The 14702-nt window shown below is 69.1% G+C and carries 13 protein-coding genes; 8 read left to right on the top strand and 5 right to left on the bottom strand.

Features of this window, described 5'->3' with window-relative positions; all coding sequences use genetic code 11:
* Window positions 1-53: 53 nt before the first annotated feature.
* Window positions 54-764 (top strand): hypothetical protein, encoded by a 711-nt coding sequence (locus ACRWNM_RS28100; RefSeq protein WP_431971112.1) that lies wholly within the window; start codon window positions 54-56, stop codon window positions 762-764.
* 116 nt (window positions 765-880) lie between these two features.
* Here the strand turns inward: ACRWNM_RS28100 and ACRWNM_RS28105 are convergent, their stop codons facing one another.
* From ACRWNM_RS28105 to galK, 3 genes are all read right to left on the bottom strand, one after another.
* Window positions 881-1126 carry a hypothetical protein gene (locus ACRWNM_RS28105; protein WP_431971113.1) on the bottom strand — a complete coding sequence of 82 codons (246 nt, stop codon included), beginning with the start codon at window positions 1124-1126 and terminating at the stop codon, window positions 881-883.
* A gap of 12 nt (window positions 1127-1138) precedes the next feature.
* A complete protein-coding gene (locus ACRWNM_RS28110; RefSeq protein ID WP_431971140.1) occupies window positions 1139-2836 on the bottom strand; it encodes a sodium:solute symporter family protein in 1698 nt (565 codons plus the stop codon).
* Window positions 2837-3095: 259 nt separating this feature from the next.
* Entirely contained in the window at window positions 3096-4208 is a 1113-nt protein-coding gene (gene galK, locus ACRWNM_RS28115) for a galactokinase (RefSeq protein WP_431971114.1), read from the bottom strand.
* Window positions 4209-4497: 289 nt separating this feature from the next.
* On the opposite strand from galK, the gene ACRWNM_RS28120 reads away from it, so the two are divergent.
* Both ACRWNM_RS28120 and ACRWNM_RS28125 read left to right on the top strand, forming a co-directional pair.
* Window positions 4498-4971, top strand: coding sequence for a pyruvoyl-dependent arginine decarboxylase (locus tag ACRWNM_RS28120; RefSeq protein WP_431971141.1), 474 nt, complete (start codon window positions 4498-4500; stop codon window positions 4969-4971).
* The gene (locus tag ACRWNM_RS28125) at window positions 4971-6518 is read left to right on the top strand and encodes a diguanylate cyclase domain-containing protein (RefSeq protein ID WP_431971115.1); all 1548 of its coding nucleotides are present in this window, start codon (window positions 4971-4973) and stop codon (window positions 6516-6518) included. The genes ACRWNM_RS28120 and ACRWNM_RS28125 overlap by 1 nt, the downstream gene beginning before the upstream one ends.
* A 131-nt stretch (window positions 6519-6649) precedes the next feature.
* On the opposite strand, the gene ACRWNM_RS28130 is transcribed toward ACRWNM_RS28125, so the two are convergent.
* The gene (locus ACRWNM_RS28130) at window positions 6650-7399 is read right to left on the bottom strand and encodes a DUF6319 family protein (protein WP_431971116.1); all 750 of its coding nucleotides are present in this window, start codon (window positions 7397-7399) and stop codon (window positions 6650-6652) included.
* 141 nt (window positions 7400-7540) lie between these two features.
* Window positions 7541-8179 carry a TetR/AcrR family transcriptional regulator gene (locus tag ACRWNM_RS28135; RefSeq protein ID WP_431971142.1) on the bottom strand — a complete coding sequence of 213 codons (639 nt, stop codon included), beginning with the start codon at window positions 8177-8179 and terminating at the stop codon, window positions 7541-7543.
* 181 nt (window positions 8180-8360) lie between these two features.
* On the opposite strand from ACRWNM_RS28135, the gene ACRWNM_RS28140 reads away from it, so the two are divergent.
* The 5 genes from ACRWNM_RS28140 (at window position 8361) to ACRWNM_RS28160 (ending at window position 14644) form a co-directional block, all read left to right on the top strand.
* On the top strand, window positions 8361-9728 hold the full coding sequence (locus ACRWNM_RS28140) for a flavin-containing monooxygenase (protein WP_431971117.1): 1368 nt from the start codon (window positions 8361-8363) through the stop codon (window positions 9726-9728).
* A gap of 4 nt (window positions 9729-9732) precedes the next feature.
* The gene (locus ACRWNM_RS28145; protein ID WP_431971118.1) at window positions 9733-10884 is read left to right on the top strand and encodes a serine hydrolase domain-containing protein; all 1152 of its coding nucleotides are present in this window, start codon (window positions 9733-9735) and stop codon (window positions 10882-10884) included.
* 14 nt (window positions 10885-10898) lie between these two features.
* Window positions 10899-11939, top strand: coding sequence for an NAD(P)-dependent alcohol dehydrogenase (locus tag ACRWNM_RS28150; RefSeq protein WP_431971143.1), 1041 nt, complete (start codon window positions 10899-10901; stop codon window positions 11937-11939).
* A gap of 34 nt (window positions 11940-11973) precedes the next feature.
* The gene (locus ACRWNM_RS28155; protein ID WP_431971119.1) at window positions 11974-13650 is read left to right on the top strand and encodes a class I adenylate-forming enzyme family protein; all 1677 of its coding nucleotides are present in this window, start codon (window positions 11974-11976) and stop codon (window positions 13648-13650) included.
* 112 nt (window positions 13651-13762) lie between these two features.
* A complete protein-coding gene (locus ACRWNM_RS28160) occupies window positions 13763-14644 on the top strand; it encodes an alpha/beta fold hydrolase (RefSeq protein WP_431971120.1) in 882 nt (293 codons plus the stop codon).
* Window positions 14645-14702: the final 58 nt, after the last annotated feature.

Raw genomic sequence — 14702 nt, forward strand, 5'->3', positions numbered from 1 at the left:
TCGTCCTGTCGCGCTCGCGACACCCCAGACAACACAAAGGAATTCACAGCACCATGAAGATCACGAAGTTCGCCGTGGCCGCCGCGTTCATGACCGGCGCGGTCGGTATCGCCGCTGGCACGAGCTCGGCCGCCCCGCTCGCCGACGCCGCCCCCGCCGCGATCAACTTCACGACGAACACCACGGAGACCTCCTCGATCGTCTCTATCGACGCGGGCTCGCTCATGGTCGAGGACAACGTCCTGAAGATCAAGGCCGCCGACGGCACCGTCGTCGCGGGAACCCCGCTCACCCTGCGCATCGACGAGTTCGAATTCCCCATCGCCGCAGACATTTCCGGCCGCACCGTCACGATGACCCCGCAGGTGTCCATGGACAAGGCCGTCTACAAGCCGGTCGCGCTGCCCTTCGAGGACAAGGCTCCGTGGAAGAGCGAATACGACAGGGAGAAGGACGCCTGGTCCCGCATGACCAGCACCATCAGCATGGGCGCGAGCATCGCCACGCTGGCAGGCGCCCTCGGTGGCGCGGCCGTCGGCTGCGTGCTCGGCGGCATCGTCGGCGGCGTCGCGATCGGCGGCACCATCGTCGGACTCCTCGGACCCTTCCTGCCCGCCGCCGCCGTCGGCTGCCTCGCGGGCGCGGTGGTGATGGGCCCGATCGGCGCCCTCGCGGGCCAGATCTTCATCACCGCACCGGTGGCGATCGGCGCGGCCATCCAGTACTTCACCACCATCAACTCGCCGTTCAACGCGGCCAAGTGAGCTGCTGAGAACACCCCCTTTCACCTGCGCGAACCCCGTTCGGCCGACGGCCGGGCGGGGTTCGCCGCGTCCTGGCCGCCCTGTTTGTCGGCCGCGGCCCTGGTTCCTGACCCGATTCACTCCGGCGGGGTCGGCTGGTCTTCGGTGCGGGCGGGTTCCGTGGGCTTGACCGGACGCAGCAGGACCCAGGTGAGGAAGGCCAGGGCGACGGCGATCATGCCTATGCCTGCCCAGAGGTTGACGTTGATGCCGCCGGTCTTGGCCTCCTCGGCGGCGGTGTCGTGGACCAGACCGGTGATCACCAGGACCACGCCGTAGCAGCCGAGCAGGGCCCCGACGATGGTGCGGATATCGAACAGCATGAGCGGTCTTCCTTATCCGACGAGGAGATTCAGGGCGATGACGAGCACCAGGGCGATCCCCGCGAGCAGGACGGGGCGCTGGTACCAGGGCAGCGTGTCGGCCTCCGGGTCGGTGCGCATGGACGCGGGGGTCTCCGAGTAGACCAAGCCGACGAGGTCGGCCGCGGGTTTCGGCTGGGTCACCTGGGTGACCGCGACGCTGACCAGGATGTCGACTACGAACGCCGTGCCCGCGGCCACGAAACTCGCTCCCTGACCGGACAATTCGAAGACTCCGGCCTCGTGCATGAGGAAAATGACGATGGCCGAACCGGTTCCGGCGACCAACCCCATCCAGCCCGCGGTGGGCGTCATGCGCTTCCAGAACATGCCGAGGATGAATGTGGCGAACAGCGGCGCGTTGAAGAAGCTGAACAGCGTCTGCAGGTAGTCCATCATGTTGCTGAAACTGCTCGCGATGAACGCCGTGAAGATGGCCGCGACCGTGGCGCCGACGGTGGCGACACGGCCTACGGTCAGGTAGTACCCGTCGGAGCGGTCCCTGATCACGTACTGCTGCCACAGGTCGAAGCTGAAGACGGTGTTGAACGCCGAGACATTGGCGGCCATGCCCGCCATGAACGCCGCGAGCAGACCCGCGAGCCCGACGCCCAACAGGCCGTTGGGCAGCACGTCTTTCATCAGATAGAGCAGCGCTTGGTTGTAGGTGACGTCGTCGGTGTAGTCCGGATCGGCCGTCACCGCCTGCTTGTACTCGGCCATCTGCGGCACCAGCACCGCGCTGATCATGCCGGGGATGACGACGATCAACGGAATGAACATCTTCGGGTAGGCGCCGATGATCGGGGTGCGCCGGGCCGCGGAGATGGAGTGCGTCGCCAGAGCCCTTTGAACCTCGACAAAATTGGTCGTCCAGTATCCGAAGGAGAGCACGAAGCCGAGGCCGAACACGATGCCGAGCACCGAGAGGAAGTCGTTGCCGAACCCGCTCAGCGCGTTGCCCGGCCACGACTCCAGTTGTTCCGCGCCGCCGGGTGACGCGGCCACCTTGTCCTGCAACCCATCCCAGCCGCCGACCTTGTGCAGGCCGACCAGGGTGAGCGGCAGCAGCGCCGCCACGATGACGAAGAACTGCAGCACCTCGTTGTAGATGGCGGCCGACAGCCCGCCGAGGGTGATATAGGACAGCACGATCACCGCCGCCACGATCACCGACACCCAGAGCGGCCAGCCGAGCAGCACGTTGACGATGGAGCCGAGTAGATAGAGGTTCACCCCGGCGATGAGGATCTGGGCTGTCGCGAAGCTGAGCGCGTTCACCAGGTGCGCGCCGGTGCCGAAACGCCTGCGCATGAACTCCGGCACGCTGCGCACCTTGGAGCCGTAGTAGAACGGCATCATCACCACGCCGAGGAACAGCATGGCGGGCACCGCGCCGATCCAGAAGTAGTGGAAGGTCGGGAAGCCGTACTCGGCGCCGTTGGCCGACATGCCCATGATCTCGACCGCGCCGAGGTTGGCCGAGATGAACGCGAGACCGGTGACCCACGCGGGCAGCGAACGTCCGGACAGGAAGAAGTCGATGCTGGACGACACCCGCTGCCTGGCCAGCAGACCGATGCCGAGCACGAACACGAAATACAGGGCTACCAGGGCATAGTCGACGGGTTCCGCGTCCAGCCGCAGGGTCGTGGCCGCGTCGAGACGCAGCGACGTCGCGCCGAAAGGGTCACCAGCGTGCGGCCGAACGGCGCTGAGGAAAGATGGATCGGCAAGCGGCACAGCGTCGTCCCTCCTGGCGTGAAACCGGGCGTCGAGCTAGGTCCTGCGTCGTGCGGTGTCCGTGACATCCACTGTGCGTGATTGTGCAGCACCGGTGGGGCACATTCGCGCACAAAATCTGGACGGTTGCTCAGCGAGTCCATCGGTCCGAGGATTCGCCGGAGCTCGAATCTCCCGAGCGCGGCGCTCAGGATTCCCGGCGCGCTCCGTCGGCCGGAACCACGGCGAACGTGCGCGGCTCGGGAAAGCCCGAGCGGGCGAACCGGTCGCCGACCGCGGCGGCCACCGCTTCGGTCCGCTCGCGGTCGACGAGCGCGATGGCGCTGCCGCCGAAGCCGCCGCCGACCATCCGCGCCCCGTGCGCGCCCGCGTCGAGAGCGGCCGCCACCGCCGTGTCGAGCGCGGCCGTCGAGACCTCGAAATCGTCGCGCAGCGAGGCGTGACCCGCGACCAGGATCGGCGCGATCTCGCGCGGATCCGCACCTCGCCGCAATTTCTCGGCAACCGCGACGACGCGGGCGTTCTCGGTGACCACGTGTCGCGCCCTGCGCCGGGTGACCGGGTCCGCGATCCGCACCAGGTCCGCCTCCGCGTCGACGTCGCGCAGCGCGCGGACACCGAGTTCGGCCGCCGCCGCCTCACACTGCGCACGCCGCAGCGCATAGCCGCCGTCCACCAGTTCGTGCGGCTGCCCGGTATCGATGACAAGGAGCTCGAGACCGAATGCGGCCAGGTCGAACGGGATCTGCTCGTAGCCTGCGGCGCCCGCGATGAAGCGGCGCACGTCGAGGAACAGCGCGTGCCCGGCGGTGCACAGCACGGCGGCCGACTGGTCGAGCACGCCCGTCGGGGCGCCCGCGTAGTCGTTCTCGGCAGCGCGGGCGATGTCGATCAGTTCGCGGTCGACGACGCTGGGCGCGCACAGATCACGCAGCGCGATCGCCACCGAACACGACAGCGCCGCCGAGCTCGACAGGCCTGCGCCGATCGGCACCGCGCCGTCGAGTTCCAGCACCAGACCGGGAACGGAATGCCCGCGCCGCACGAACTCGGCGACCACGCCCACCGGATATCGCGCCCAGCCCGGCAGCCGATCCCGCGCCGCGGCGAGCTCGCCGGTCCCGACCCGCACCGCTTCCCCCGGCCGCTGCCGTGACTCGACGCGGACGAGTCCGTCGGCGGTCGTCTCGGCCGCGCACCGTGTCACCAGGGGCAGCGCGATGGGCAGCACGAAACCGTCGTTGTAGTCGGTGTGCTCGCCGATGATGTTCACCCGGCCGGGCGCCACCCATGTCCGCACTGTTGCCTCGCTCTGTCGACTCGGAGCTCGCCCGTCGCGCCACACGTTACGAGACGTACCGCCCCAGCATCGCTTCCGGCCGGTGCGGGTGCGCGATTCGCAATCGTGCCGCACAGTCGAATTCGAAGCCACTATCAGGATGCAAAAGAGGCCGATAGTTTCGGGAGGGACACTATGATTCACAACACCCCACGCGGCGGCCTGCTCGGGCCGCAGTGGATCGATCGACTACTCCCGCCCTGGGCAGGCCGGAGCGTGACAACCGGCAGACCCCCGGGCGCCACTGACGATCGAGATCGGCGCGGCGACAGGGGTGAGCCCGACAGCGATGTCGGCCTTCGATGCGGCCCTGCGCGAGTTGGGAGTGGGTGATGCGAACTTGATTCGCCTGTCGTCGGTGATACCGCCGCGCGCCGTGCTCGAGCGCACCGCCCGAGTCCGCAAGCCGATCGCATGGGGTGATCGGCTCTCCGGTGTCGACGCCGCGCGGCACAGCTATTACGCGGGCTTCACCCTCGTTGTGCCAAGTGCACGACAAGGGGCTGTCTTCCATGCCATGATCAAATCAGTTGTCCAGATTTTGGTGGCCGAGCGCGCCGCGGTCGGCTGGGACATCTGCTCGTACAACAACACTCAGCTCTCGTTCGCCGACAGTATCCGCGCGGTGCTCGATGAGCAGACCGACGTCGAAGTCGCGGTGGAGGATTCACAGACGCACTACGCCGCACAGTTCACCAGGGACGGAGCGACCAAGGGGGGCTGATGGCATCCAGCGAAGAGCAGGCGAGCGACCGCGGCTACTGTACTGGAAACATCTGGTGCGTAGCGCTTCTAGGGGGTTGGACGGCGCTGATCTCGGTGCCGCTGGTGTTCGAGTCCCGTGTCCTCACCCTGTTGACGATGCTGGCGGTGGTCGCGGGGGCGCTCACCATGGTCGGCATCGGGCTGCGGCGCCATCGCCCCGCCCAGCCGCTGCCCTGGTACCTGCTGTCACTGTCGGCGGTGCTCTTCGCGCTCGGTACCACGCTGCGCGATTTCACCGACGACTCGATCAGCCCGCTCGACGACATCTGCACGCTGGCCGGGTATCTGGCCATCGGGGTGGCCGCCACGGTATGGCTGCGGCCCCGGCAGGTGCGCGGCAACTACGACCTGCTGCTGGACTCGGCGCTGATCGGGCTCGGCGCGCTGCTGGCCTCGTGGACCTTTCTCATCTCCCCGATCCTGCAATCGCGCGCGGCCACCACGACCACGCTGGTCGCGGCCGCCTATCCGATCCTCGACGCCCTGCTGCTGACCCTGGTCGCTCATTCGGTCGCCACGGCCACCCGCTCGGAGACGTCTCTGCGACTGCTGCACCTGGCCATGGTCGCCGTGCTGGTCGGCAATCTCGGCTACAGCCTGGAGACCGCGGGCACCGCGACGATAGGGCACGAAGTGCTGCTCACGCCGCTGCTGATCGCCTACGCCACGGTCGGTATCGCCGCGCTGCACCCCACCATGGCGAGCCTGGGCGCACCGCGCCAGATCCATCCGCACCATTCCCGGCAGCGCGCCTGCGCCATCGCGGTGGCGCTGATCGTGGCCTCGCTGGTGCCGGTGGTCGGCTCCAGCCTCGGCACGGTGGACAGGGTGGCGGTGTCCTCGCTGCTCGCGCTGCTGCTCATCGGCGTGCTGGTGCGCAGCGAACGGGCCATCCAGCGCAGCGCGCGCAGCGAGCGACGGGCTCAGTACCAGGCCGACCACGACGTGCTCACCGGCCTGCTCAACCGGTCGGCCCTGCTCCGGGTGCTCAACCGCAACAGCGCGCACTGGCGCGATCAGCCGTTGTGCCTGCTGTTCATCGACCTGGACGGCTTCAAGATGGTCAACGACAGCTACGGTCACGCCGTCGGCGACGAGTTGATCGCCAACGCCGCCTCCCGGATCCGGCGGGTGGTGCGCCGCGACGACGCGGTCGCCCGATACGGCGGCGACGAGTTCGTGGTGCTTGCTCCGCTGAACAAGCAAGGCGCGGCCGTGCTCGCCGAACGACTACTCGGGGCCTTCGTCCGCCCCTTCGAACTCAGCGCTGGCGAAGTGCCGATCACCGCGAGCGTCGGCATCGCGTGCGACAGTCCACGCGGCCCCGAGGCCACCGTCTACGACCTGATCCGAGACGCGGATTCGGCGATGTACCACGCCAAGGAGTACTCGCTCGGCTACGCCTTCCACGACGATCTGCGACACCCGCACCTGCCCGCGGGCCGCCCCGCCGCCGACAACCGATCCCGGACCTGGCGCTCCAACGCCGAGAGCACCGCGGTCTGACACGGGCACCACGCCTGACACAGCACCCTGGTCCGACAGAGCACCCCGATCCGATGCCGCGACCGTCGAGCAACCGCGCACCGCAGCACGATCCGGCACCGCCGAGCGACCCGCGCCGGGACGAGCCGGGCTCAGTCGGTCAGTTCCTCCAGCAGCCGCTTGGCCTCCTCGAGCTCGGCCCGCAACTGCTCGACCTTCGCCAGCTGCGCGCCCCGCGCCGCCTCGAGCACTCCGGAGACCACCTCGGCCACCTCCGGGTGCAGGATCTTGGCCGCCTGCGCGACCGCCGAACTGTTCACCGGGAGTCCACGCACCGAGCGCTTCTTGCCGTTGACCACCTCGACCGTCCACTCGCCGTCGGCCGTTCCGGACAGCGTCACAGTGACCTCGGCCGCCTTCGGCTTGCGCGGGGTCGCCTTGGCGGCCTTCGCCGCGGCAGCAGGCTTGGGCGCCGCGGCCGGACCGCTCGATTCCGCCACTGGCACAACGGGTTTCGGGGCGGGGGCGGCCGGAGCGGGGCTGACGGTCGGCGCCGGAGCGCTCGTCGTGGTCGACGGCTGGGTCACAGTGGAGTCCTTCCTGGTTGTCGACTTCGGCTGGCTGGATGGTGCGGTCGCCGCCTTGTCCCGCAGCGGCTTGGTCAACGTCACTTCGGCCGGAGAGAAGGACAGTACATCCTTCGAACCGGTCGGCCGCACCTGCAGGAAGTCGCCGTCGGACGGATCTCCGAGGGCGACCACCTTTCCCGAACGCCCCTCCGGCACACCGACGGCAGCGGCGGTGAACCAGACCATGGGCGGGCGACCACTCGCTATCTCCGCGGCGATCTGCTCGATCTCGGTGTCGGACAACGGCTTGAGCTTGGTTCTTGGCGACGGCATTGGGGCACTCCGAGCGGTCTTCGTTGGTGTCTGCGTGCACAGATGATGCCGCACGCCACCGACAGATTCACACGGCGTCGCGAATTCGCGCCGCCCGACCCCGGCTCACGGATCACAGCAAACGCGGGGCTACAGATGGTGCTACGTTGTGCGGCGCGCCGATTCGGGCGCTTGGAGGGCGGGGAACCAGATGTCGGTGAGCACCTCGGCGGCTTGGTCGGCGTCGACATCGATGGTGCCCTGCATCGCCCATCGGGTGAAGAACCGTTCCAGTTGCGCGACAAGCAGTTCCACGCGCAGCCGCGCCTCGTCCTTGCGCTCGGCGGGCCAGCGGGCCAGGTACGAGGTCATCGCGTTGGGCAGAGCCGCGATGCCCTGCCTGGCGATCTCGCGGAACTCCGGTTCCAGCGTGGTCGCCTCGTCCCAGGCGGGCAGCAGGTCCTTGTACTCGTGGAACCAGGCGATGGCCCTGGTCATCCAGCCGACGAAGGCCTCGCGCGTGCCGACATCGAGCACCCGGTCCAGATCCTCGTAGAAGTGCAGCGCGGTGGGCGCGGTGGCTTGCGCGGCGATCGCGCGCAGGATGTCCAGCTTGCCGGTGAAGTGCAGGTAGAAGGTGGCGCGGCTGCACCCGACGGCGGCGGCGATCTCCTCGACCCGCACCGCCGCGTACCCGTTGGCGCCGAACAGCGTCTTGGCGGCCTCCAGCAGTTTGGCCCTGGTCTGCAGCTTCTGTTCATCGCGCAGGCTCAGCCCTGCTGGGTTCGACTTGGTCGGCATGGTGAACGGTAACTCCGTCTCGTCGGGGCTTCCAGTAGACATACTGTCACTTACTAGACAGCCAGTCTAGCGAGTGTTAATTTGTTGCCTACGTCACTGCGGTGACGAACGGCTCCCGCGGTGTTCGCGGCCACCTCCCCGCGCCCACCGACGCCGGCAGCTCGAGACGAGGACATCGACTTTGACTCCACAACAACTCCCCCGGGTATGCGTCATCGGCGCAGGGCCGTCGGGGATCACTGCCGCCAAACGCCTGCAAGATCACGGCATTCCGTTCGACTGTTTCGAGGCGAGCGACGAGGTCGGCGGCAACTGGTATTTCAAGAACCCGAACGGAATGTCGGCCTGCTACCAGAGCCTGCACATCGATACATCCAAGTGGCGCTTGGCTTTCGAGGACTATCCGGTTCCCGCGGAGTGGCCCGATTTCCCGCACCACTCGCAGCTGTTCGAGTACTTCAAGAACTACGTCGACCACTTCGGCCTGCGTGACAAGATCCTTTTCGACACCTTGGTCACCGCGGCCGAACGACAGCCCGACGGGCGCTGGCTGGTGACCGCCTCCGACGGCCGCACCCGCGCCTACGACGCACTACTGGTGTGCAACGGCCACCACTGGGATCCCCGGTTGCCGGACTACCCGGGCGAATTCGACGGCGTGCTCATGCACAGCCACGCCTACAACGATCCGTTCGACCCGGTCGACATGCGCGGCAAACGCGTGATCGTCATCGGGATGGGCAATTCCGGGCTCGACATCGCCTCCGAGCTGTCCCAGCGCTTCCTCGCGGCGCGGCTGACGGTCTCGGCCAGGCGCGGCGTGTGGGTGCTGCCGAAGTACGTGCACGGCAAAGTGGGCGACAAACAGAGTGCGCCGCCGTGGATTCCACGCAAGCTCGCGCTGAAGCTGAAGCAGCGCTTCGTCCGCAAGTTCCGCGGCGACATGGAGTTCTACGGCCTGCCAGCGCCCGATCACAAACCCTTCGAGGCGCATCCCTCGGCCAGCGAGGAATTCCTGCACCGCGCGGGCTGCGGCGACATCGCGTTCAAGCCGGCGATCACCGCGCTGGAGGGGCCGCGCGTGCGCTTCGCCGACGGCAGCGTGGAAGAGGCCGACGTGATCGTCTGCGCCACCGGCTATCACATCAGCTTCCCGTTCTTCGCCGACCCGGAACTGGTGCCGGACAACCGGAATCGGCTGCCGCTGTTCAAGCAGATGATGAAACCCGGCATCGACAATCTCTTCTATCTCGGCCTCGCCCAGCCGCTCCCGACGCTGGTCAACTTCGCCGAACAGCAGAGCAAGCTGGTCGCGGCGTACCTGACGGGCCGTTATCTACCGCCGGATCCGGACGGGATGCGCGAGGACATCCGCACCGCCGAGGCCGCGCGCACGGGGCGCTACTACGACTCCCCGCGCCACACGATCCAGGTCGAGTTCGAGGCGTACGTGCGCGATATGAAGCGGGAGATGGTCAGGGGCGCCAAGCGCGCGGCCGCGGCCGGTCACGCACTGCCGGTGCCTGCTCGAGCGCTGGAACGGGTGTGAGGCCATGACGAACATCTCGGGATCCTGCGCCGAACGCTTCGACGGCGTGCGGCAGGAGCTGGAGCGTCAGCTGGCCTCCGGCGCCGAGCTCGGCGCGTCGGTCTGCGTGACCGTCGACGGCGAGCCGGTGGTCGACCTGTGGGGCGGGCACCTGGACGAGGACCGCACCGTGCCGTGGCAGCGCGACACCCTCGTGAACGTCTTCTCCATCAGCAAGACCATGGCCGCGCTGTGCGCGCTGCTGCTTGTCGATCGCGGCGAGCTGGACGTGCACCAGAAGGTCGCGCACTACTGGCCGGAATTCGGCGCGAACGGCAAGGGCGACATCGAGATTCGGCACATCCTCGGGCACACCTCCGGCGTGTCGGGATGGCAGCCACCGATCGGCTTGGCCGACATCTACGACGCGCGCGCGGCCGCCGCGCGCCTGGCCGCCCAGCCGCCGTGGTGGGAGCCGGGCACCGCCTCGGGCTATCACGCGCTCAACTACGGGCACCTGGTCGGTGAGGTGGTCCATCGCGTCACCGGGCGCAGTCTCGGCCGCTTCTTCGCCGAGGAACTCGCCGGGCCGCTGGGCGCCGACTTCCACATCGGCACCGGCCCCGAGCACCGCCCGCGCGTCGCGCCGCTGATTCCGCCGCCTGCCTTGCAGTTCGACATGTCGGCGCTGGACCAGGACAGCATTCTGGTCAAGACCCTCACGAGCCCGCTGCTCGACGTCGCCGAGACCGCCACCGCCGGGTGGCAGGAGGCCGAGATCGGCGCGGTCAACGGTCACGGCAACGCACGCTCGGTGGCGCGGGTGCAGTCGGTGGTGTCCTGCGGCGGCACGCTGGACGGACGGAAACTGTTGTCGGACAAGACCATCGACCTGATCTTCGAGCAGCAGTCCGACGGCGTCGACCAGGCGTTGCTCGTGCCGCTGCGCTTCGGCATCGGCTACGGTCTGCCGCAACCGCAGACCGCGCCCGCGGTGCCGGAGGGCCGGGTCTGCTGGTGGGCCGGGTACGGCGGGGCGATCGTCGTGAACGATCTGGACCACCGTCTCACTTTCGCCTACACCATGAACAAGATGGAGCCGGGCATCATGGGCTCGGCCCGCGCCGACGCCTACTTGCGCGCCACCTACGCGGCCGTGCGGGAGGTGGCGGCATGACCCGCCGCGCCACGATGCGGGCGCTCCAGCTGACCGGGCCCGGCACGCTGGAGTTGCGGGAGGTGCCGGTGCCGTCGATCGGGCCCGACGATCTGCTGCTGCGGGTCGGCGCGGCGGGCATCTGCCATTCGGACCTGCACGTACTGGAGATTCCGTTCCGGCTGCGCGATGATCCGCTGACGCTCGGCCACGAGGTCGCGGGCACCGTCGTCGAGATCGGCGAACGGGTGACGGGCCGGGAGGCAGGCGACCGCGGTGTCGTCTACCTGTGCTGGTCGTGCGGCGTGTGCCGCGAATGCGTGCGCGGCAACGAGAACGTCTGCCTGGCCGCGGGTCGCGCGGCGATGCCGCCGTGTCCCGGGCTCGGTCCCGACGGCGGCATGGCGGAGTACATCCGTGTCCCCGCGACGTCGTTCGTGCCGATCGGCGAGTTGGACTTCGCCCAGGCCGCGCCGCTCGCCGACGCGGCGCTGACGAGCTATCACGCGATCGACGGCGCGCGCGACCAGCTGCGGCCGGGCGCGACGGCCGTCGTCATCGGGGTCGGCGGGCTCGGTCATGTCGCGGTACAGATCCTCGCCGCCACCACCGCGGCGCGGGTGCTCGCGGTGGACGTCGGCGCGGACAAGCTCGCCGTGGCGAGCGCGTGCGGCGCCGACGAAGGACTGCTCGCCGACGCCGGGACCGCCGCGGCGATCCTCGAGCGGACCGGCGGACGCGGCGCGGACGCGGTGTTCGACTTCGTCGGCGTCGAGCAGACCGCGCGCCTCGCGGTCGAGTGTGTCGCGCCCAACGGCGCGTACCGGATGGTCGGGCTCGGCGGCGGCGCGCCGGAACTCACCGCGGCGCCCGCGGGCGGACCCGGCTGGCCGTGGGGAGCCACGGTGCGAAAGTCCTACGGCGGCACCAAATCCGATCTGATCGAGTCCGTGGCGCTGGCTCGATCGGGCAGACTCCGGGTCGAGGTCGAGACCTTCGCGCTCGACGACGGCCGCGAAGCGCTCGATCGCCTGGCGGACGGGCGGATCCGCGGGCGAGCGGTACTGATCCCGTGAACCCGAACCGCGCACGAACGACGAGGAACATCGAATGACGAAATCCATGGATCCGCAGGCGCTGGCGGCGACCGTCATCGGGCGGCTCACCGGACCGGGCGGCGCCTTCGAGATGACGGTCGAGAACGTGCTCGGCGCGCCGCTGCCGGTACTGAAGCACCGGGGCCGCGCGCTGCGCGAGGTGCTCGCCGCATCGGCCGCCCTCGGCGACCGCGAATACCTGGTGACCGAGGATCGGCGCCTGTCCTATGCCGAGCACGCGGCCGAGGCGGGCGCGCTGGCCAGGGCGCTGCGCGACCGTTACGGCGTCGGCAAGGGCGATCGCGTCGGCATCCTCGCGGCGAACACGCCCGAGTGGGTGGTGGCGTTCTGGGCCGCGCAGTGCCTCGGCGCGATCGCGGTCGGTTACAACGCGTGGTGGGCGCCGCGCGAGATCGAATACGGCCTCGCGCACACCACACCCTCGGTACTGATCGTGGACGCCAAACGGGCCGCGCAGGTCGCCGACCTCGGCGCCGACGTCCCGGTGCTCACCATGGAGCGCGACATCCCGGACCTGGTGGCCGAGTACGCGGCGGGCGAGCTGCCCGATGCCGCCGTCACCGAGGACGATCCGGCCGTCATCCTGTACACCAGCGGCACCAGCGGACGACCCAAGGGCGCGGTGCACACGCACCGGAACCTGCTGGCCGTCATCGACTATCACCGCTTCAACGACGCGCTGGCCGCAGCTTTCGCGGGCGGCGTCGACGACGGCTGGCCCAAAGGGCGACGCTTCCTGCTCACCTCGCCGCTGTTCCACATCGCCAGCCTGCACAATCTGGTGCTGCCGAGGATGGCCACCGGCGACACGGCGGTCATCTACCAGGGCGCGTTCGACGCCGACCGGGTGCTTCGGATGATCGAACGCGAACGCGTCAGCAACTGGGGCGCGATGCCGACCATGGCCACCCGGCTGCTCGAGGCGGACCTCTCCGCCTACGACGTGTCCTCGCTGGCCGCCTTCTCGCTCAACTCCGCGCCCTCCTCGGCCGCGCTGCAACAGCGATTGCGTGAGCAGCTGCCTGTCGCGCGCACCGCGCTGGTGACCAGCTACGGCATGACCGAATGCTCGACCGCCGCCACCATCGCCGCCCCCGCCGAGCTCGCCGCGTTCCCCGACACGGTGGGCCGCCCGGTGATCGGGGTGAGCCTGGAGATCCGCGACCCGCTGGGCGAGCCGGTCGGCGAGGGCGTCGAGGGCGAGATCTGGGTGCGCAGCCCCTACGTGATGCTCGGCTACTGGAACGATCCCGAGGCCACCGCGGCGGCCATCACCCCGGATCGCTGGTTGCGCACCGGCGACATCGGCATCGTGGAGGAGGGCAGGCTGCGACTGTCCGGCAGGCGATCGGATCTGATCCTGCGCGGCGGGGAGAACGTCTACCCGACCGAGATCGAGCAGTGCCTCGACGAACACCCGGACGTCAGGGAGAGCGCCGTCGTCGGCGTGCCGGACGCCGATCTGGGTCAGCAGGTCGCCGCACTCGTGGTGGTGGGCGAGAACGCGACGGTCACCGAGGCGGACCTGCGCGCGTTTGCCGGGGAGCGGCTGGCCTACTACAAGGTGCCCGCGCTCTGGCGCCTCACCACCACGCCGCTCACCCGGAACGCGACAGGAAAGGTCGTTCGCGCGGGCATTGCCGAAGCGCTCGCCGACGCGGCGGGGTGACGTCGTCCGGTCCGGCCCTGGGTTCGAGGGCTCGACCCGCCACCATATAGCGGTCTACCTTTGTGGATCAGGCGTGCACGTCGCACGCCTGCACCACTCGCAAGGAGGCGACGTGGCGACTTTCGCGCACCAGGGCCGGACCGTAGTCTTCGATCGGATCGGCAGCGGGCCGCCGATCGTGATGCTGCACAACGCGGGAACGCAGCGACATATCTGGGACGATCAGGTGGCGGTGCTGCGGCGCGACCACGAAGTCTTCGCCCTCGACCTCCCCGGCTACGGCGAATCCGACCAACCGGCCGCGGGCTACCGGCTCGAAGACTATGTGCGCATGCTCGGCGCCTTCCTCGACGCGCACGACCTGTCCGACGTGATCCTGATCGGCAACTGCCTCGGCAGCGCCACCTCGCTCGGCTACGCCATGGCGCATCCGTCGAACGTGCGCGCGCTGGTGCTGGTCAGCCCGCTCACCCGCAACACCGTGCGCAAGGGCGAACAGGCGGGCCTGGCCTGGGCGGACGCCAAGCTCCCGCTGGCGCCGCTGGCCAAGCGGCTCGCGCTGCCCGATCGGGTGGTCTCGCTGATCATCGCCAACCAGCTCGGCGCGCGCGGCAAGCGCCTCGGCCTGCAGCATTCGCGACGGCTCAAGGCGCACTGGGGCGATCGTGGCCGTTTGCAGGCGCTGCACGGTCTCGTGCAGGACTTCCCGTCGTTCCGCGTCCTCGACGAGTTCACCCCGGGGTCCGCCTTCCCGCCGATCTGCACGATCTGGGGCAAGCAGAACCACATCCTCTCGGCCTCGGCGGGCGCCGCGCTGGACCGCACGCTGCATCCGCACACCAATGTGGTGCTCCCCGACTGCGGCCATCTCCCGATGGTGGAGGACCCGACCACGGTGACGACCGTGATCACCGACTTCCTCGCCGCCCCCGAGATCCGCCCGCACGGCGGTCGCCGTCCGCATACCGACGCCTCGCTGCCGCGCAGTTCCTGATCCGGGCGGCCGGACGCGCTCCGATCCAGAAACCGCCGGAGCGCGCGGTCGGACCGTT

It is taken from the genome of Nocardia sp. bgisy134 (genome assembly GCF_965341865.1).
In the GTDB taxonomy this organism is placed as follows: Bacteria; Actinomycetota; Actinomycetes; order Mycobacteriales; family Mycobacteriaceae; genus Nocardia.

Bases quoted from the DNA above. Each gene is read 5' to 3' on its own strand.
- ACRWNM_RS28100 (WP_431971112.1), top strand. From the start codon at position 54: ATGAAGATCACGAAGTTCGCCGTGGCCGCCGCGTTCATGACCGGCGCG.
- ACRWNM_RS28105 (WP_431971113.1), bottom strand. From the start codon at position 1,126: ATGCTGTTCGATATCCGCACCATCGTCGGGGCCCTGCTCGGCTGCTAC.
- ACRWNM_RS28125 (WP_431971115.1), top strand. From the start codon at position 4,971: ATGGCATCCAGCGAAGAGCAGGCGAGCGACCGCGGCTACTGTACTGGA.
- ACRWNM_RS28130 (WP_431971116.1), bottom strand. From the start codon at position 7,399: ATGCCGTCGCCAAGAACCAAGCTCAAGCCGTTGTCCGACACCGAGATC.
- ACRWNM_RS28135 (WP_431971142.1), bottom strand. From the start codon at position 8,179: ATGCCGACCAAGTCGAACCCAGCAGGGCTGAGCCTGCGCGATGAACAG.
- ACRWNM_RS28145 (WP_431971118.1), top strand. From the start codon at position 9,733: ATGACGAACATCTCGGGATCCTGCGCCGAACGCTTCGACGGCGTGCGG.
- ACRWNM_RS28150 (WP_431971143.1), top strand. From the start codon at position 10,899: ATGCGGGCGCTCCAGCTGACCGGGCCCGGCACGCTGGAGTTGCGGGAG.
- ACRWNM_RS28155 (WP_431971119.1), top strand. From the start codon at position 11,974: ATGACGAAATCCATGGATCCGCAGGCGCTGGCGGCGACCGTCATCGGG.